This window comes from Nonomuraea sp. NPDC049421 (assembly GCF_040677005.1).
Taxonomy (GTDB): domain Bacteria; phylum Actinomycetota; class Actinomycetes; order Streptosporangiales; family Streptosporangiaceae; genus Nonomuraea; species Nonomuraea salmonea.
On sequence record NZ_JBFAQA010000002.1, the window covers coordinates 230934 to 247637 of the forward strand.

The 16704-nt window shown below is 71.4% G+C and carries 20 protein-coding genes; 8 read left to right on the forward strand and 12 right to left on the reverse strand.

The features are described from left to right. Positions 1-55: 55 nt before the first annotated feature. From AB0K18_RS04710 to AB0K18_RS04720, 3 genes are read right to left on the reverse strand one after another with little or no spacing between them, the layout of a single operon-like run. Positions 56-844: an SDR family oxidoreductase gene (locus tag AB0K18_RS04710; RefSeq protein WP_364909811.1), complete on the reverse strand. Its 789-nt coding sequence runs from the start codon at positions 842-844 to the stop codon at positions 56-58. Beyond that, on the reverse strand, positions 841-1431 hold the full coding sequence (locus AB0K18_RS04715) for a TetR/AcrR family transcriptional regulator (RefSeq protein ID WP_364909814.1): 591 nt from the start codon (positions 1429-1431) through the stop codon (positions 841-843). Before AB0K18_RS04715 ends, AB0K18_RS04710 begins: the two co-directional genes overlap by 4 nt. Before the next feature lie 32 nt (positions 1432-1463). Then, complete coding sequence (locus AB0K18_RS04720) at positions 1464-3068, reverse strand: serine hydrolase domain-containing protein (protein WP_364909817.1); 1605 nt, start codon at positions 3066-3068, stop codon at positions 1464-1466. A 168-nt stretch (positions 3069-3236) separates the two neighbouring features. Here AB0K18_RS04720 and AB0K18_RS04725 point away from each other — a divergent pair, with 168 nt between their 5' ends. Next, a complete protein-coding gene (locus tag AB0K18_RS04725; RefSeq protein WP_364909819.1) occupies positions 3237-4205 on the forward strand; it encodes a MarR family transcriptional regulator in 969 nt (322 codons plus the stop codon). Here the strand turns inward: AB0K18_RS04725 and AB0K18_RS04730 are convergent. Genes AB0K18_RS04730 through AB0K18_RS04740 form a run of 3 tightly spaced genes read right to left on the reverse strand, consistent with a single transcriptional unit; the run spans position 4153 to position 6782 of the window. Further along, positions 4153-4626, reverse strand: a complete 474-nt coding sequence (locus AB0K18_RS04730; protein WP_364909822.1) for a hypothetical protein — start codon at positions 4624-4626, stop codon at positions 4153-4155. The genes AB0K18_RS04725 and AB0K18_RS04730 overlap by 53 nt on opposite strands. Further along, positions 4623-6101, reverse strand: coding sequence for a HAMP domain-containing sensor histidine kinase (locus AB0K18_RS04735; protein WP_364909825.1), 1479 nt, complete (start codon positions 6099-6101; stop codon positions 4623-4625). Before AB0K18_RS04735 ends, AB0K18_RS04730 begins: the two co-directional genes overlap by 4 nt. A 15-nt stretch (positions 6102-6116) precedes the next feature. Then, the gene (locus AB0K18_RS04740; protein WP_364571866.1) at positions 6117-6782 is read right to left on the reverse strand and encodes a response regulator transcription factor; all 666 of its coding nucleotides are present in this window, start codon (positions 6780-6782) and stop codon (positions 6117-6119) included. Positions 6783-6993: 211 nt separating this feature from the next. Here AB0K18_RS04740 and vanY-N point away from each other — a divergent pair, with 211 nt between their 5' ends. Together vanY-N and AB0K18_RS04750 are read left to right on the forward strand one after the other, a co-directional pair. After that, complete coding sequence (gene vanY-N, locus AB0K18_RS04745) at positions 6994-7554, forward strand: D,D-peptidase/D,D-carboxypeptidase VanY-N (protein WP_364909828.1); 561 nt, start codon at positions 6994-6996, stop codon at positions 7552-7554. A gap of 21 nt (positions 7555-7575) precedes the next feature. Further along, positions 7576-8307 (forward strand): VOC family protein, encoded by a 732-nt coding sequence (locus tag AB0K18_RS04750; protein WP_364909830.1) that lies wholly within the window; start codon positions 7576-7578, stop codon positions 8305-8307. On the opposite strand, the gene AB0K18_RS04755 is transcribed toward AB0K18_RS04750, so the two are convergent. From AB0K18_RS04755 to AB0K18_RS04770, 4 genes are all read right to left on the reverse strand, one after another. Further along, a complete protein-coding gene (locus AB0K18_RS04755) occupies positions 8304-9440 on the reverse strand; it encodes a DUF6596 domain-containing protein (RefSeq protein WP_364910498.1) in 1137 nt (378 codons plus the stop codon). The two genes, AB0K18_RS04750 and AB0K18_RS04755, sit on opposite strands and share 4 nt — an antisense overlap. A gap of 7 nt (positions 9441-9447) precedes the next feature. Beyond that, positions 9448-9855: a YciI family protein gene (locus tag AB0K18_RS04760; protein ID WP_364909832.1), complete on the reverse strand. Its 408-nt coding sequence runs from the start codon at positions 9853-9855 to the stop codon at positions 9448-9450. Positions 9856-9955: 100 nt separating this feature from the next. Continuing rightward, on the reverse strand, positions 9956-10294 hold the full coding sequence (locus AB0K18_RS04765; RefSeq protein WP_364909834.1) for a hypothetical protein: 339 nt from the start codon (positions 10292-10294) through the stop codon (positions 9956-9958). Between the two features lie 62 nt (positions 10295-10356). Continuing rightward, positions 10357-11532 (reverse strand): serine/threonine-protein kinase, encoded by a 1176-nt coding sequence (locus AB0K18_RS04770; protein WP_364909837.1) that lies wholly within the window; start codon positions 11530-11532, stop codon positions 10357-10359. 41 nt (positions 11533-11573) lie between these two features. Here AB0K18_RS04770 and AB0K18_RS04775 point away from each other — a divergent pair, with 41 nt between their 5' ends. Continuing rightward, complete coding sequence (locus tag AB0K18_RS04775; RefSeq protein WP_364909840.1) at positions 11574-12530, forward strand: serine/threonine-protein kinase; 957 nt, start codon at positions 11574-11576, stop codon at positions 12528-12530. On the opposite strand, the gene AB0K18_RS04780 is transcribed toward AB0K18_RS04775, so the two are convergent. Both AB0K18_RS04780 and AB0K18_RS04785 read right to left on the reverse strand, forming a co-directional pair. Beyond that, positions 12446-13561: an FHA domain-containing protein gene (locus AB0K18_RS04780; RefSeq protein WP_364909843.1), complete on the reverse strand. Its 1116-nt coding sequence runs from the start codon at positions 13559-13561 to the stop codon at positions 12446-12448. The genes AB0K18_RS04775 and AB0K18_RS04780 overlap by 85 nt on opposite strands. Before the next feature lie 185 nt (positions 13562-13746). After that, the gene (locus AB0K18_RS04785) at positions 13747-14328 is read right to left on the reverse strand and encodes a helix-turn-helix domain-containing protein (RefSeq protein WP_364909846.1); all 582 of its coding nucleotides are present in this window, start codon (positions 14326-14328) and stop codon (positions 13747-13749) included. 113 nt (positions 14329-14441) lie between these two features. On the opposite strand from AB0K18_RS04785, the gene AB0K18_RS04790 reads away from it, so the two are divergent. The 4 genes from AB0K18_RS04790 to AB0K18_RS04805 all read left to right on the forward strand — a co-directional run bounded on the left by AB0K18_RS04790 (position 14442) and on the right by AB0K18_RS04805 (position 16678). Then, on the forward strand, positions 14442-15113 hold the full coding sequence (locus AB0K18_RS04790; RefSeq protein ID WP_364909849.1) for an NAD(P)-binding domain-containing protein: 672 nt from the start codon (positions 14442-14444) through the stop codon (positions 15111-15113). Next, positions 15110-15262, forward strand: a complete 153-nt coding sequence (locus AB0K18_RS04795) for a hypothetical protein (RefSeq protein WP_364909852.1) — start codon at positions 15110-15112, stop codon at positions 15260-15262. Before AB0K18_RS04790 ends, AB0K18_RS04795 begins: the two co-directional genes overlap by 4 nt. 265 nt (positions 15263-15527) lie before the next feature. After that, positions 15528-16127: a helix-turn-helix domain-containing protein gene (locus AB0K18_RS04800; RefSeq protein WP_364909855.1), complete on the forward strand. Its 600-nt coding sequence runs from the start codon at positions 15528-15530 to the stop codon at positions 16125-16127. After that, complete coding sequence (locus AB0K18_RS04805) at positions 16124-16678, forward strand: carboxymuconolactone decarboxylase family protein (RefSeq protein ID WP_364909857.1); 555 nt, start codon at positions 16124-16126, stop codon at positions 16676-16678. Before AB0K18_RS04800 ends, AB0K18_RS04805 begins: the two co-directional genes overlap by 4 nt. Positions 16679-16704: the final 26 nt, after the last annotated feature.

The window sequence follows — 16704 nt, forward strand, 5'->3', positions numbered from 1 at the left end:
GGCCAGGAAGGGCAGCACCACCTCGGCCATCTCGTCGGGGACCTCCTCGGTGACGTCAGCTCCAGTGACGGTCCCCGAGCAGCGTCGCCTCGGCGCCGCCGTCGGCGAAGACGATCTGGCCGGTGACGAACCTGTTGGCCGGCCCGGCGAGCCAGCAGATCAGCTCGGCGACCCACTCGGGACGCCCGGGGAAACCGCCGTACGGCTGCGGCGCCACGGCCTCCACGGCCCGGCGCACCTCGTCGTTCTCCGTGATGTACGCGGCGGCGGGCGTGTCCACGACGCCCGGCGCGACGGCGTTGAGCGCGATGCCGGCCCCAGCCCACGCGGGTGACGGCGCGGCCCTGCGCACCCAGCCGTTGAGCGCCCGCTTGGCGATGCCGTAGGCGCCGGACGGGCCGCCCATGTCGGGCTCGGCACGCAGCAGGGCGAGCGCGGCGTCCTCGTCCCCGTCGAGGCACGCCTTCATGATGCGCTCGTCCGCGGGCTCCAGCGAGGACGTGGACGACACCGCCACGGCCCTGGGCGCCGCGCTGCGCGCCAGCAGCGGGCGCAGCCCTTCGAGCGTCGCGACCGCGCCGAAGAAGTTCGTCTCCAGCAGCCCCGTCTTACCGCCGCCCGCCACGGCGAGCACGGCGTCGATCGGACCGCGCGCGCTCACCTGCTCGACCAGCGACCGCCGTCCCTCGGCGGCGGACAGGTCGGCGCGGACGTCGGCGCCGTCGAGGTCGCAGCCGATCACGGTGGCACCGCGTTCGCGCAGCAGGGCCGCGGTCGCGGCGCCGATGCCCGACGCCGAGCCGGTGACGACGTACGTCCGCCCGGCATGCTCTGTAGCGGTCATCGTTCTGCCTTTCCTGCTCGTGTGCTGCGGTCGAAGTGCTCGACCAGCTCGTCGGCGCACAGGCCGGGATCCATGCCGCCGGCGATGAGCGGGGCCACGCCGTCGATCGAGGCCCGCAGCGCCGCCGCCATGACCCGCACGTCGAACGGGCGGAACACGCCGGTGCGCCGGCCCTCTTCGAGCAGCCTGGCCAGCCGGTGCTGGGAGTCGGCGTCGTGACGCTCGTAGTCGCCGAGGCCGCCGTTCAGCAGGATCTGCCGCAGCGCCTCCACCTCCTGGGGGTGGTCGGCGATGAACCGCACGTTCGCCCTGATGACGGCGGCGAGCAGCTCGCGGGCGCCGGTCACGCCGTCCAGCGCGGCCAGCATGTAGCGCTCGCTGTCGGCCACGATCTGGTCGGCCACGGCGGCGAGCAGATCGTCCTTGCCGGAGAAGTGGTAGGTGATCAGCCGCTTGCTGCTCAGCCCGGCCGCGGTGCAGATCGCCTCGAAGGTGGTCGCCCGGTAGCCGCGCTCGGCCAGCAGGGTGATGGCGGTGCGGGTGATCTGCTCCTTGCGCGCCGCCGTCGCCGCCTGGCGTTTATCCATGCGGATAACATTATCCTTTTGGATAACGAGCGTCAAACGGCCGGCAGGCCCACGGCGTTGGCCGCGTCCGCCTCGAAGTACTCCGTGGTGGCGTAGGGGCCGACGTGCCGCTCGACGAAGCTTCTGACGCCGTCCACGGAGTCGTGGACGATGACGTTCACCGCCTTCGTGCCGTCGGCGCCGGCCACTGCCACCGTCCACGCCGCGCCGCGCGGGAGCTGCCCGTATGCCGACTTCAGCGCGTCCCAGAACCGGTCGCCGTCGCTGACCGTGGAGACCGCCACCACGTGCACGCCCGCGCTCTTGTCCGGCGCTCGCGGGAAGACCCGGCAATTCGCGTGCAGGTACTGCGGGACGCCGTCGCGGACGTCGAACAGGGCGATGGTCCAGGGGTCCTCGACCGGGTCGATGACCAGGAAGTGTGTGTCGTCGATGGGAAGCAGCTCGCAGGTGCGGTGCTCAGGCTCGCGGGTGAGCACCGGGTTCACCGTGTACGTCAGGCGCGGCTGCCCGTCCTCCGCCGAGAGGGTGTAGCGGGTGCCGGGGCGCTCGTAGACGCCCTCGTACCGTGACGGGCTTTCCGTCGTCGGACGGGGCAGCTCCGGGATGGCGGGGCCGCCCAGTTCGGGGAGGACGGCGTCGCACACCTCCCTGAAGAACGCCTCCCGCGGGCCGGCGTTGGTCAGCAGCACCAGGGCGAGGCCCGCGTCCGGGAGGATGCGCAGCCGGGCGCTGTGGCCGACGGTGCTGCCGTCGTGTCCGTACACCGTCCTGCCGTGCCAGTCGCTCACCATGAGGCCGAGCGCCCATTCCGGGCCGAAGCCGTACGCGTCGGGCACGGGGACGCGTGACTCCAGCATCGTCGTGATGGCCTGCTCCGACAGGATGCGGGTGCCGTCCGGCGCCCGGCCGCCGTCGAGCAGGACGTGCGCCATCGTCAGCACGTCCCTGGCGGTCGAGCTGATGCCGCCGCCGGGACCGAACGCGCGCGGCAGCCGGGGCACGGGCGAAAGCACGGGGCCGTCGGGGCCGACCAGGTGACCCGTCGCGGCGCGGTCCGGGTCGGCCGGCCCGGTGCTGGTGCCGGTCAGGCCCAAAGGAGCGAAGAGGCGGCGCCGCATGACGGCGTCCCACCGTTCGCCGTCGATCACCTCCATGACGCGGGCGAGGATCGCGTACCCGAGGGCGGCGCTGTAGCCGTGGGTGTGGCCCAGGGGGAAGACCTGGGGGGCTGCGGTGATGTTCGCGACCATGCGTTCGTGGACGTCGTCGTCCTCGCCCGGGTCGCCGTACGCCTCCTCGATGCCGTTCGTGTGGTTGAGGAGGTGGCGGGGGGTGAGACCTTCGCTCACCTCTGGGTCGGCGACCCGGAAGGCGGGCAGGTGGGTGCGTACCGGCTCGTCCAGGTCCACCTTGCCTTCGTCGACGAGCTGCATGAAGGCGAGGGCGGTCCAGGTCTTCGTCATGGAGCCGCACTGGTAGACGGTGTCGGGCCGCGCGGGCTCGCGGGTCACCGCGTTCCGTACGCCGGCCGCGAGGTCGGTGATTCGCCCGTCCTGCCAGACGCCGATCGCGGCGCTCGGGATCCGGTAGTCGGCGAGGAGTTCTTCGACCCTCGCTCGCACGTTGTTCCCCATGGAGTCTCTCCTTTCGAGATAGAGAAATGCTACGTTGCGTTTTGTCACTTGTGAATTCAGAGAGGCCGTTTTCGGGTAATCGTTGCAGTGATGCTGCTGGTAAATGCAATTCCGCCGTTGCCTTCGTTGCAATGTAAGGTGGGTGAACGCAAGGGAGGAGGAGCCTCGATGGCCAGGCTGACCCACGAAGACCGCAGGAACATCGCCGCCTGGCTGGCCGACGGCCTCGAATACGCCGAGATGGGGCGGCGGCTCGGCAGGGCGACCTCCACCGTCACCCGCGAGGTGGCCCGCAACGGCGGCCCGTCCGGCTACGACCCTGATCACGCCCAGCAGGACACTGAGCGGCGCACCCGGCGGCCGGGAAAACGTCCCGTCGCCGCGCCCGACGCGCGGCAGAGCGAGGCGGCGCGGCGCTTCGCCGACGAGTTCGCCGCCCTGCTGGCCGGCACCGGTCTGCCCCGGATGGCCTCACGGGTGTTCGTCAGCCTGCTCCTCACCGACTCCGGCAGCCTGACCTCCGCCGATCTCGTCCGCCGGTTACGGGTCAGCCCGGCCTCGGTGTCCAAGGCGATCGGCTACCTCGAAGCCGTCGAGCTGGTCGAACGCGGTCAGGACCCGGGCGGGCGCCGCGAGCGTTACCGGGTGGACGACGACGTCTGGCACCGCGTCTGGCGCGCCGACACCGGCGCCCACGCCCGCCTCGCCGAGGCCGCACAACGCGGAACGCACCTGCTCGGCCCCGAGACCCCACCCGGCACCAGGCTCCGCGCCATGGGTCTGTTCTTCGCCCGGATCAGCCACCACATGGACGGCGACGACCAGCAGCACCATGACAGCCGTCAGGCGAGCGACGCGATGACGGTGGTCGCGGCTCTTGTGCATGCTGCTCGGCCGCTCACCGCCGATGCCCTCGCCAAGGCGCTGGGCTGGCCTGTTCAGCGGGCCGCCGATGCCCTTGACGTGGCCGGGCGGCGTCCTGAACTCTCCTGGCCGCTCGTCCTGGGGCGGCCGGGGCTCGGGACGTACGCCGTCGAGGCGGCGCCTGACCGGCTCAGCGCCGCTCAGCGTGCGGCGCTCACGGTCACCTCGGGCAGGTACGGGGGTCCACGGTCGGCTCGGCGTCCGCGACCGTGATCTCGCCGAGGCCGCCCGGCAGGAGGGCGGCGACCGTGCACACGATCTGACCGACGGCCAGCTCCGACAGCTCGCCGGACGAGCCCGACGGGGTCACCACCAGGCGGCCGCCCGGCTCGGAGACGACCGTGAACGGGGCCGCGTCCAGCGGGATGTCCGTGGTGTAGCCCTGCGCCTGCTCCTTCGCCGTCGGGCCGGACGCCAGCACCGCCAGGACGTCCGCCGGATGCCACCGGCCCCCGGAACGGGTCACCGCCTGCAGCCGGTCGTCCTTCACCAGGTAGAGCTTGGTCGCCCTGGCCGGCGCGACGGCGCCGCTCGGCGGCCGGCCGACGGGGATCACATCGCTCGGCCGCACCCCACACCCCGCCACGGCGACCAGCGCCAGCCCGGCCGCCAGCCTCCTGAGCGTCCTGGTCACTCGGCACCCCCATCCCGTTCGGCAAGGTCCTCGTCCGGGGTGCGGGGGAGACGGAGGGTGAAGAGGGCGCCGCCGTCCGGGGCGTTCATGACGGTCAGGTCGCCCTTGTGGAGGCGGGCGTTCTCGCGGGCGATCGCCAGGCCCAGGCCGCTGCCCTCGGATCTGGCGCGGGCCGCGCTGGCCTTGTAGAAGCGGTCGAAGACGTGGGGGAGCACCTCCTCGTCCAGGCCGGGGCCGTGGTCGCGGACGTCGAGGGTGACGGACGAGGGGTCGGCGGACAGGCGTACCGACACCGGGGGTTCGCCGTGGCGCAGGGCGTTGCCGACCAGGTTCGCGAGGATGACGTCCACGCGGCGGGGGTCCAGGCGGGCCGTCACCCCGGCGGGCAGCTCGGTCTCCACCGACTCGGTCCAGCCGCGCGTCCGCAGGGTGGCGCGGACCAGCTCGGCCACGTCCACGTCGTTCAGCGCGAGAGCCGCGACGCCTGAGTCGAAGCGGCTGATCTCGATGAGGTCGTTCACCAGCCCGGTCAGGTTGAGCGTCTCCTGGCTGACCAGCCGCGCGGCCCGGCCGGCGGGCTCTGGCAGCCCGGCCGCCTCCTCGTCCAGCACGTCGGCGACCGCCGTCAGCGCGGCCAGCGGCGTCCGCAGCTCGTGCGAGACGTCGGCCACGAACCTGCGCGCGTCGGCCTCCATCGCGCGCAGCTGCTCGACGTGCCGTTCCAGCTCGGCGGCGGTGTCGTTGAACGTACGGGCCACGTCGGCCAGCTCGTCGGAGCCGCGTACCGCGATCCTCGTCCGCAGCTCGCCCTGGCCCAGCAGCCGCGCCGCCCGCCCCAGCTCGCGCACCGGGCGCAGCACGCCACGGGTCGCCACCGTGGCGAGCACGACCGCGAACACCAGCGCCGCGGCACCAGTGAGCCACGCCCACAGGGCGAGCCCGTCGATGCTGTGCTGCTCGGGCAGCAGGCTGTGTGCGGTGTAGACCTCGATGCCGGAGTTGCGGGTCGTCTCGTCCGGCTCGGCGATCAGCAGCGGCGCGCCGATGATCAGCAGGGGCTGGCCCCGCCAGGTCACCCGCTGCCACGCCATGGTGCCGCCCGCGACCGCACGCCGCAGCTCGGCAGGAATGTCGGCCTCATCCAGGTGCGGCCTCGGCGGCGGCCCGCCGGACCGCCATCGTCCCGGCGGCGGGGCCGGGCGGCCCGGCGAGAGCTGCCCGCGGAAGAAGGCGACCGCCGAGGAGTTGGTGTCGTGCAGGCCGGCGGCGATCCTCGCGAGGTCGTCCTGGCCGGGCGTGTCGGTGGACAGCGGGAACAGCGCCGCCAGCCGGTCGCGCATCGCGTCCACCGCGGCGTCCTGGGCCCGCTGCAGGATCTCGTTGCGCGCCTTGACGTAGCCGATGCCGGCCACCGCCGCCGCCGTCACCACGCACAGCAGCACGAACGCCGACAGCAGCCGGGCACGCAACCCCAAGGACGCCGCCGCCATCTACACGGGCCCGAACCGGTAGCCGAACCCGCGGACGGTCTGCACGTAGACCGGCGCCGCCGAGTCGTCCTCGATCTTGGCGCGCAACCGCTGCACGCACGCGTCCACCAGCCGCGAGTCGCCGAAGTAGCCGTGCTCCCACACCGACTCCAGCAGCTGCTGGCGGCTGTGCACCCGCCCCGGCGTGCCGGACAGCTCCAGCAGCATGCGCAGCTCGGTAGGGGCGAGGCCGACCGGCTCGCCCCGCTTGGTCACCACCAGCCCCGCACGGTCGATGGTCAGGTCGCGGTAACGCTCCAGCTCCGCCTGCTCGCGGCCGACGCGCCGCAAGACCGCCCGCATGCGCGCCTCCAGCACCCGCGGCTGCACCGGCTTGACCACGTAGTCGTCGGCGCCCGCCTCGAGCCCGGCCACCACGTCGAAGTCGTCGCCCCGCGCGGTCAGCATGATGATCGGCACGTCGCCGGCCGCCCTGATGCGGCGGCACACCTCGAACCCGTCGATGCCGGGCAGCATCAGGTCGAGCACGACGACGTCCGGAGGGTCCGCACGCAGCCGCTCCAGCCCCTGCTCGCCGGACTCCACCGCGCGCACCCGGTGGCCGTGCCGGCTCAGGGCCAGCTCAAGGCCCTCCCGCACGGCGGGATCATCCTCGATCAACAACACTCGCGATCCGCCGCCCTGTCTCAAAGGCACACTCCGTCATCCCACCCGCCGGTCAACCCCTCCACTATCGACCGGTCATGTGCCCGCACGGTCCGCGCCATGTCATGGTCGTGTCACGATCTCACCGGCGCTGACCAGCCGACACGGGCGTCGTCGAACCATGACATATGACGGACGGCGCGCGCACATTCGCCGCCCATGGTAAGTCGCCATGGACGAACCACACACCCTCCCACCTCGGCTCCGAGACCGGCTGTACGCGGTGGCCACGCTGGTGCTCGCCGTTCTCCTGCTCCCCGCGGCCTTCGCCCGCCGCCCTGGCCGCGCCCGCGAGCTGGCCTGCGGCTGGGCGCTGGGCCTGCGCTTCCCCGCCGAGAACCTGGCCGGGCTCACCGGCGGCGCCAGGGCGGCGTTCAGCGCGGCCCGCACCGAGGCGCTGTGGCGGCACGGCCAGCTCATCGGCCTCACATCGGGCTACCGCGACCCCGCCGCCCAGCAGCGGCTGTTCGACGAGGAGGTACGCCGCTCCGGCTCCCCGGCCTCGGCGCGCATGCTGGTGCTGCCGCCGGCGGAGTCGTGCCACGTCCAGGGCGTCGCGCTGGACATCAGGCCTCGTGAGGGCGCGCGCTGGCTGGAGGAGCACGGCGCCCGCTACGACCTCTACCGCATGTACGACAACGAGTGGTGGCACTTCGAGCACCACCCCGAGTTCGGCGGCCACCCCCCGCGCCGCCGCCCGCACCCCGGCGATCATTCCGAGAGGTCCCGATGACCTCCCGATAGGGTGGGCCGCATGTCGTTGCAACTCGTTCAGGTGAACCTCAAGGCCAAGGACGACGCTGCGCTGGGCCGCTTCTGGGCGGAGGCGCTCGGCTGGGGCATGGACAGCGAGGCGCCCGGCGTGACGAACCTCGAGCCCGTCGGCTTCTCCTGGCCCGACCCGTCGGCCGTGTGCATCGACCTCGTCGCCGTCCCCGACCCCGCGACGGTGCGCTACCGCGTCCACCTCGACCTCGCCACCACCTCCGACGCCCACCACGCCGAACTGGTCGCCCACCTGAAGGAGCTCGGCGCGACCCCCGCCGACGTCGGGCAGGGCGACGTGCCGTGGACGGTGCTGGCCGACCCCGAGGGCAACGTCTTCTGCGTCCTGGAGCCGCGGGAGATCTACCGCGACACCGGGCCGATCGCCGCGGTGGTCGTCGACTGCGAGGACCCGCGGGCCATGGTCGGCTTCTGGGGCGAGGCGATCGACTGGACCGTGCACGAGCTGACCGACGTCTACGCCAGGCTGCGCTCGTCCAAGGGGGTCGGGCCGTACCTCGAGTTCATCCGCACGTACGGCGAGCCCGCGGCGTGGCACCGCTTCCACCTCGACCTGGCGCCCTACCGGCGCGAGGACAAGACGGCGGAGGTGGCCCGGCTGCAGGCCCTCGGGGCGACGCTCGCCGACGTGGGGCAGGGCGAGGTGTCCTGGACGGTGATGGCCGACCCGATGGGCAACGAGTTCTGCGTCCTCGGTTAGGAGGAGCGCAGCCGGGCCGCCTGCCTGATCAGATGGTCGCGCTCCGCGAGGCTCGGCGCCGACCTGGCGGCCTCGGCGTAGAGCCGGGCCGCGGTCGCCGGGTCACCGTCACGTTCGTGCAGGTACGCCGCCACGGCGGTGTAGCGGGGCAGGGCCGGGTCCAGCTCGGCCAGGGCGGCCAGCCCGGCGCGCGGCCCGTCCGCCTCCCCGACCGCGACGGCCCTGTTGAGCCGGGCCACCGGGCTGCCGGTGAGGCGGACGAGCTCGTCGTACCACTCGACGATCTGCACCCAGTCGGTCTCCTCGGCCTTCTGCGCGTCGGCGTGCAGCGCCGCGATCGCGGCCTGCGCCTGGAACTCGCCCAGCCGGTCGCGGGCGAGCGCCGCCTGCAGCACCTCGACGCCCTCGGCGATCATGCGGGTGTCCCACAGCCTCCTGTCCTGCTCGGCGAGCGGGACGAGACCGCCGCCGGAGTCCGTCCTGGCCGCGCGCCGCGCGTGGTGCAGCAGCATCAGCGCGAGCAGGCCCGCCACCTCCTCGTGGCCGATCATCCCGGCCAGCTGCCTGGTGAGCCTGATCGCCTCCTCCGCGAGGTCCACGTCGCCCGAGTAGCCCTCGTTGAAGACCAGGTAGAGCACGCGCAGCACGGTGGCGACGTCACCCGGCCGGTCGAAGCGGACGTTCGCGACGGTCCGCTTGGCCCTGCTGATGCGCTGCGCCATCGTCGCCTCGGGCACCAGGTACGCCTGAGCGATCTGCCGCGTGCTCAGCCCGCCGACCGCGCGCAGCGTGAGCGCCACGGCCGACGACGGCGTCAGCGACGGATGCGCGCACAGGAAGTACAGCCGCAGCGTGTCGTCCAGCGAGGTGCTCGGACCGGGCGGCGGCTCGACCTCCACGCGCGCCTCGCGGTTCCTGCGCGAGGTGTCGGCGCGGGCGGCGTCGAGGAACTTGCGCCAGGCCACCGTGACCAGCCACCCCTGCGGGTCGCGCGGGGCGCCGTCCGGCCAGGCGTGTACGGCCTCGACCAGGGCTTCCTGTACGGCGTCCTCGGCCGCCGCGAAATCCGCTCCGCGACGGACGAGGATGCCGATCACGATGGGGGTGAGGGTGCGCAGCAGGGCCTCGTCCACCATGAGATCACTCCGTGATGGTCTCGGGCTCGGTGAGGAACGGCCGCACCTCGAGCCACTCGTGGATCGGCTCGCCACCCGCGCCAGGCGCCGCCGACAGCTCGGCGGCCAGTTCGAGCGCCCGCTCCTGGCTGTCGACGTCGATCACCATCCAGCCGGCGATCAGGTCCTTCGTCTCGGCGAACGGGCCGTCGGTGACCGGCGGCCGCCCCTCGCCGTCGTAGCGGACGAACATGCCCTCGGGGGAGAGCGCCTGGCCGTCGACGAACTCGCCGGTGCTCTCCAGCCGGGCGGCGAAGTCCCGCATGTACTGGATGTGGGCGGTGACCTCCTCCGGCGTCCACTTGTCCATCGGCACGTCGTTGACCGCCGCCGGAGCGCCTCGGTAGTGCTTGAGCAGCAGGTATCTGGCCATCGTGGTCTCCTTCGTCCGTCCGCGTCGTCGCGGTGTTCACAGCGGGGACGGAGCCGCCGCCGCGTTCTCGACATCCCGCCGCGAACTTTTTCGACGATTTTCAGTGCGGCAGGTCCTCGCGGACGAGGGCGCGGGCGAGCGGCTCTCCCGTCGCTCGCGCGTACGTCTGCCGGGCGCGTACCTCGGAGAGGGTGCGCGGCCGGTAGCCGGGCCCGGTGCAGCAGCCCTTGTGGAAGCGGACGCCCGCGTGCAGCAGCACCGACAGCACCCGCCACCCCTCGGTGTCGCGCCTGGCGGGGGCCGCGAACGCCGACCCCGCATGAATCAGCTCCCCGCCACATCCCGGGCAGCTGCGCGGCTCGCTCCCTTGGGGCGGGTAGGTCTGCTTGTACGAGGCGCGGCACGGCAAGCAGACGAACGACGTCTTCGCATGACTCATGCGCCCACCCTAGGCCCCGCCGACGGCCTTGATCGCCCCAACTGCCGCAGCCCTGGCCCCGGTCAGGTCGGGAGGGACATCAGCAGGTGCTCGGCGGTCGGCCTCTTCCGCGGGTCCTGATCGAAGCAGGCGGTCATCAGGGCGCCGAGCGGCTGGGGAAGGCCGTGCAGGCCGGGCCGGTGATGCAGGATCGCCTGGTAGATCTGCGCATCGGTCGAGCCGCCGAAGGCCAGACGGCCGGTGGCCGCGAAGTACATCGACGACGCCCAGCTGAAGACGTCCGACGGGAAACTGATCCGACCGCCGGACACCTGCTCAGGCGACATGTACGGCGGCGTCCCCTTGAGCGCGCCGGACGTGATCGTGATGTGGTCCAGGGCCTTGGCGATGCCGAAGTCGATGACCCGCGGACCGTCAGGACCGAGCAGCACGTTGGCGGGCTTGAAGTCGCGATGGACGACCCCGGCGGCGTGGATGGCCTTGAGTGCCGCCGAGGTCGCGATGGCGAGCCGGATCAGCCCGCCGCCGTCGAGCGGGCCGTCGTCGCGCACGCGTTGCTGCAGCGAACGGCCGGGCACGTACTCGCTGACGATGAACGCGGTGTCGCCCTCGATGCCCATGTCGAGGATGGGAGCCGTGGAGAACGGCGGGATCCGCCGGGCGGCGTCCACTTCCCGCATGAACAACAGGCGCTCCCTGTCGCCTCCGTGGAACCGCTCCACCTTCACGGCGACCTGCCGGCCGTCCGGCGCCCTGCCGAGGTAGACGACGCCCTGGCCGCCCTGGCTGATCTTCTCCAGCAGCGTGTACGACCCGACCCTGCCGAGGCCGACGGACGATCGGGTACGTGTGGCGGTCGCCCACGGATCGCTCGCTGGAGCAGAACCGGTGGTCTCCGGGCTCTTCACCTTGGGAAGGAAAACCTCCTTGCGCAGGAAGAACGCATGGACGGTCCCGCCGACGCACATTCCCAGCACCCAGAGCCACATGGCGATCGTGTCGCGCAGCCGATCCTCCGGAGGCGGGTTCACTCCAGGCGCGAGGATCATGACGAGGATGAAATAGCCGAGATAACCACTCGCGGCCAGCCACAGTTTCTGCCGCGCCAATCGTGCGGCCGCCGAGCCGATGACGAAGATCGTGCCGATGCCGAAACTGAGCAACGGCACAAGAGCCCACACAATGCTGAGCGTCTGCCGGAGAGGGGTCAGGGTGTTCGGGGTAAGCTGCGACGACACATTAAGGATGATACGGAGACGTCAGCGGGTGAGCGCCCCGGATGCTGGTCATCGACAAGCGGTATGCACTCGATCCTGAATCGTGCCGCAAAGGTGGCATGGGGGAAATCTGGACCGGCTATGACAAGCGCCTGGATCGTTCGGTAGCTGTGAAAATCATTCGCGTTGACCGGCTTTCCGAAGGGCAGCCGAAACGCGAGCTTATTCGCCGCTTTGTTCGGGAGGCAAGGGCGACGGCACGGCTGGAGCATCCAGGCGTGCCAGCGGTATACGACTGCGGCACATGGGGCGAAGACCTTTATATGGTGTTGCAACTCGTCAACGGTCGTTCGCTTGACGAGATCATGCGCGCGGCGGGCGCGGTGCCCGCGCCTTGGGCCGTGGCCATCGCCGCACAGGTGTGCTCGGTGCTCGCCGTCGCACACGACCATCAGCTGGTGCACCGCGACATCACGCCCGCCAATCTCATGCTCTGCCGTGACGGCTCGGTCAAAGTTCTGGATTTCGGCGTCGCCGCCTTGTTGACGCCCTCGGCCACCCAACTCACCGAAACCGGAATCGTGCTGGGCACGCCTCGCTACATGGCCCCTGAACAGGCGATGTCGGGCACGACCAGCCCGCAGAGCGACCTCTATGCACTGGGAGTCGTCCTGCGGGAGATGCTGACCGGGCCGGCAGGGGCCGCCGGCCCGACCGAGCCCGCCACCGATGACGACTCGCTCCTGGCCGGCTCCTTGCAGGGGCTGCTCACCAAGCTGCTCGCGACCTCACCGGCCGAGCGGCCGCCCTCCGCGACGGCCGCCCACGAGATCCTGGTCGGGCTCTGCGGCGAGTTGCCGCCGTTCCCCGGCTACGTGGACACCGGCATTCCGCATCCGCTGCGGATGTATGCGGACGCCCTCGGCCGTCTGCGTCAACCCTCATGTGCGGTCGACGTGGCGAAGCCTCCGCCGTCGTCCAGATCGGGAGCGAGCGGGCTGCCCGAGAAGAACCGCTGACCCGACTGGCGCACCACGACCCCGCCGGCGAGCACGAGCTCGTCCTTGTCGCCGACGAAGACCTGCTCACCGTGGGCGAGACGCCGTTCGGCGGGCGATCCGAAGCGTTTGACCGCCGTACCGTTCTTCGACCCGAGATCGACCGCCGTGACCCGCGCCCCCTTGGCCCACGCGGTGACCTGGAGCTTCACATGTTGCCTGCTCACGCGCCCGGCGGCGCGCGAGAAAGGCAGGCCGCTCGCGGCGAGGTTGATCCCGTACGGCAGGTTTCCGCGTCCGATGACGATCGCGCCGTTCTCTCCCATGGGGAAGCGGAGGAGCTCCTGCCCGGTGTCGCGATCCGCGATCACGATCACCACGGTCAGACCACGCGCTCCGAGCTCTTGCAATGGTTGCGCGCAGGACGGGCACAACACCGCGCCTCCTGTGCCGAGTTTCGGCCAGGACAGCAGCCGGTCGGGTGACGACATCGCTGCCAGGCAGGAGGCCGTCGTACAGCGCCATTCCGAGCGCAGGACACGCTTGTGCGAGGACCTGCGGACGTCGATCTTGAATTGGTAGCCGAGTTCCTTGGCCTCCTCGCGGCGCGATATCTCCTGTTGCGGAACTGCGCGAATGCCGCTGGGTACGAGGCGCAACCCGTCGCTTTCCTGAGTCCAGGTGAGAAACCGCTCAGGCGCGGTCACGATCCAGGGGTGCGCACGGCGGTGATCGATGAACTGGTCCGCGCTGATGACGTGGAGCCCTTTGTCATGTGCGAGCGCAAGAATGTCCGGGTCGGCGTAGGAAACCAGGATAAGCTCCCCCGAATCGACCAGCTGACGACATCGATCGACGTCCTGTTGCGATAGCTGGTGCAGAAGTGAGAGGTCACCGATCAAGGTGAGAGGTGCGGTATCGCCATGCAGGCGATGCCACGCCTGCCGAATCACGTCCAGTCTCGACAGCAGCGGTTCTTGCCGGCCGAGGGGATCGATGCGCGGCGACCAGCAGACGTTCGACACATCGACGGCGGCACCCACAACCTTCATTTCGAGGACACCTCACGTCTTCGGGGGTGTTATTTCGGCTTGCCGCCCCTATTTTTCAGGTGTCGGGGGTTGTGCAAGGGCTTTTTCCAGCCATTGCGTCGCGGATTCGACGTGGCGCTCGATCACGTCGGGCGGATCTCCGGCGGCGAGCGCGGCGGCGCCGTGAGAGCCGGGCTCGCCGCGGTCTAGTGGTGGGGACCCCTGATCCCGTCGAGCGCCATGGTGAGCACCCGCTCGCGCTGGGCCTCGACCACGAAGTTCGTCCCGCTGACCCCGTTGACCAGGAAGAGCACGTCGTCGAAGGACACGTCGGAGCGGGCAACGCCGGCGGCCTGGGCGCGTTCGAGCAGCGGGCGGCCGGCGGCGTGGATGACGTTGCGGCAGGTGGTGAACATCTCCGCGTTGTGGGCGATCGCGTCGTAGACGGCCTTCTTCGTGGTGGCGTAGCTGACGAACCGGGTCAGCCAAATCTCCAGGGCGTCCCACGGGTCGCGGTCGTGCAGCTCGCCGGCCATCTTCGCCAGGACCTCGACCTCGTCGAGGTAGACCGCCTCGAACAGGTGCCCGCGGGTGGGGAAGTTGCGGTAGAGGGTGGCGATGTTGACCCCGGCTTTCCTGGCGATGCCCTCCAGCGAGGCATCGGCGCCGTCGTCGGCGAATGCCTGCCGCGCGGCCTCGATCAAGGCGTCGAAGTTGCGCCGGGCGTCGGCCCGTTGCGGGCGGCGCACCTTGTAGCGCGACTCGGCCTGTGACGTCTCGTCCATCATCTCCCTCTCCGCGGCCACGGCCTTGCAGCCGCAGGGCTCCCTTCGTTAAAGTCAAGGAGGCCCTGCGGTTAAACGCAGGCACTCCTTCATTTTATCTGCGAGGACGTACGTACATGACCACCATGGGTTTCATCGGCAGCGGGAAGATCGGCGGCACGCTCGCGCGTCTCGCCGTCGCCGCCGGCCACGACGTCGTGCTGAGCAACAGCCGCGACCCCCACACCCTTCATGACCTGGTCGGGGAGCTGGGGCCGCGCGCCCGCGCGGCGACCACGGAGCAGGCCGCCGCCGGCGGGGACGTCGTCGTGGTGTCCGTCCCGGTCCGGGCCTACCGGCAGGTGCCCGCCGGGCCGCTGCGCGGCAAGGTCGTCATCGACACGCTCAACTACGACCCCGCCCGCCAGGGCGTCGTCCCCGAGATCGAGGCCGCCGGCATCCCGCCGTACGAGCTGCTGCAGGCTCACCTTCCTGAGTCGTACGTCGTAAAGGCGTTCAGTACCGTCTTCTTCAGGCACCTGGCCACCCTCGGCCGCCCGGCGGGCGCCCCCGACCGCAGCTGTCTGCCGATCGCGGGCGACGACCCGGCGGCCAAGCGCACGGTCGCCGCCCTGATCGACTCGCTCGGCTACGACACGTACGACCTGGGCCTGCTCGCCGAGAGCCGCAGTTTCGCACCCGGCACGCCCGCCCAGCTCGCCCACCTCGACCCGGCCGGCATGTTCGCCGCCCCGGGCCGCCCGGTGGCCGCCGCCCGCCTGGTCGAGCTGCTCGGGGAGGCCCGATGAAGGCCGCCGTCGTCACCTCGTACGCCGAACCGCCGCACTTTCTTGACGTCCCCGACCCGCGACCGGCCGGCGAGCATCAGCTGGTGGTGGACGTACTCGCCGCCGGCCTGCACCCGCGCGTCCGGATGCAGGCGGCCGGCTCGCACTAGCCGCGCCGTCCCCCTGCCGCCCGGCGCCGACCCGATCGTGGTCGCCGCCACCCTGAACTGCGCCATCGCCCCCTGGCTCGCGCTGACCCGGCGGATGACCTTCGCCAAGGGCCAGCCGCCGCTTCGGCTTCGCCTGGTCCTACCCCGAACACGACCGGCTCGCCGTCGCCGTCCACCACGCCGCCATGTCCTCCTGGGGGGGGGTTGTGCTGAAGGCCGGCCGCTCTTATCTTGGAACGACTATTCCAAGTTAGGAGGTCGCGGGATGCCCGATGTCAAGCACTTCGATCCCGAGGCGACGTTGGACCAGGTGGTGGACCTGTTCTGGGAGCGCGGCGCCGACACCACCGGGATCGCCGACATCGTCCAGGCGACCGGGCTCAGCCGCTCCAGCCTGTACGCCACCTTCGGCGGCAAGGCGCAGCTCCAGGCCGCCGCCCTGCGACGCTACCTGGAGCGGCGGTCACGGCCGGTGTTCGACGCCCTGGCCGCCGACGGGCGCGGCTTGCCGGCCATCGCCGCGTTCTTCGAACGGCTGGTGGCGGCGCGCTGCTCGGGCGATCACGCCCGCTGGGGCTGCCTGGTCACCAACACCCACGCCACGGCGATCGGCGGCCTGCCGGAGATCAGGGACGTCCTGGACCGGCACCACGACGCGCTGCGGTCGGCGATGCGGGCCGCGCTGGAGGCCGCGCGCGCCGGCGGCCGGCTCAGGCCGGGCGTGGACGTGGAGGCCGCCGCCGAAGCGCTGGCCCTTCAGGCGTATGCCGTCAACCTGCGCTCGCGAGCCGGTGCCGAGCCGGCCGCGCTGCTGGCGGCCGTACGCGCCGTGCTCGACGGTTTCACCACTACCGAGGAGAGATGATGAGCGGTTTCCGGATGTACGACGAGAGCGACGCCCCCGAGGCGGCCCGCCCCATGCTGGTGGCGGCCAAGAAGCGGATGGGTTTCGTGACCACGCTGAACGGGGTGATGGCCGAGTCGCCCGAACTGCTGGCCGGTTACAACGCGCTGGCCGAGCAGTTCGGCAGGTCGTCGCTGCCGGCGGCGGCCAAGCAGGTGGTGCTGATCACGGCCAGCGTGGCCAACGGCTGCGAGTACTGCGTGGCCGCGCACTCCACCCTCGCGTTGCGCGCCCGGGTGCCCGCCGAGGTGGTCGAGGACCTGCGCGCGGGCCGGCCGCTGGCCGACGAGGCGCTGGAGGCGGTCCGCCGCCTCACCGAGGCGGTGGTGGAGCGGCGTGGCTGGGTGGACGACACCGAGGTCGAGGCGTTCCTGGCCGCGGGCCACACCCGCCGCCAGGTGCTGGACATCGTGCTGGGAGTCGGCATGAAGACCCTGTCCAACTACACGAACCACATCGCCTCCACCCCCCTCGACCCGGCCTGGGCCGAGCAGGAGTGGAGCCGGGTCTGATCGCGCCGGCCACTCCGCCCCCTCCA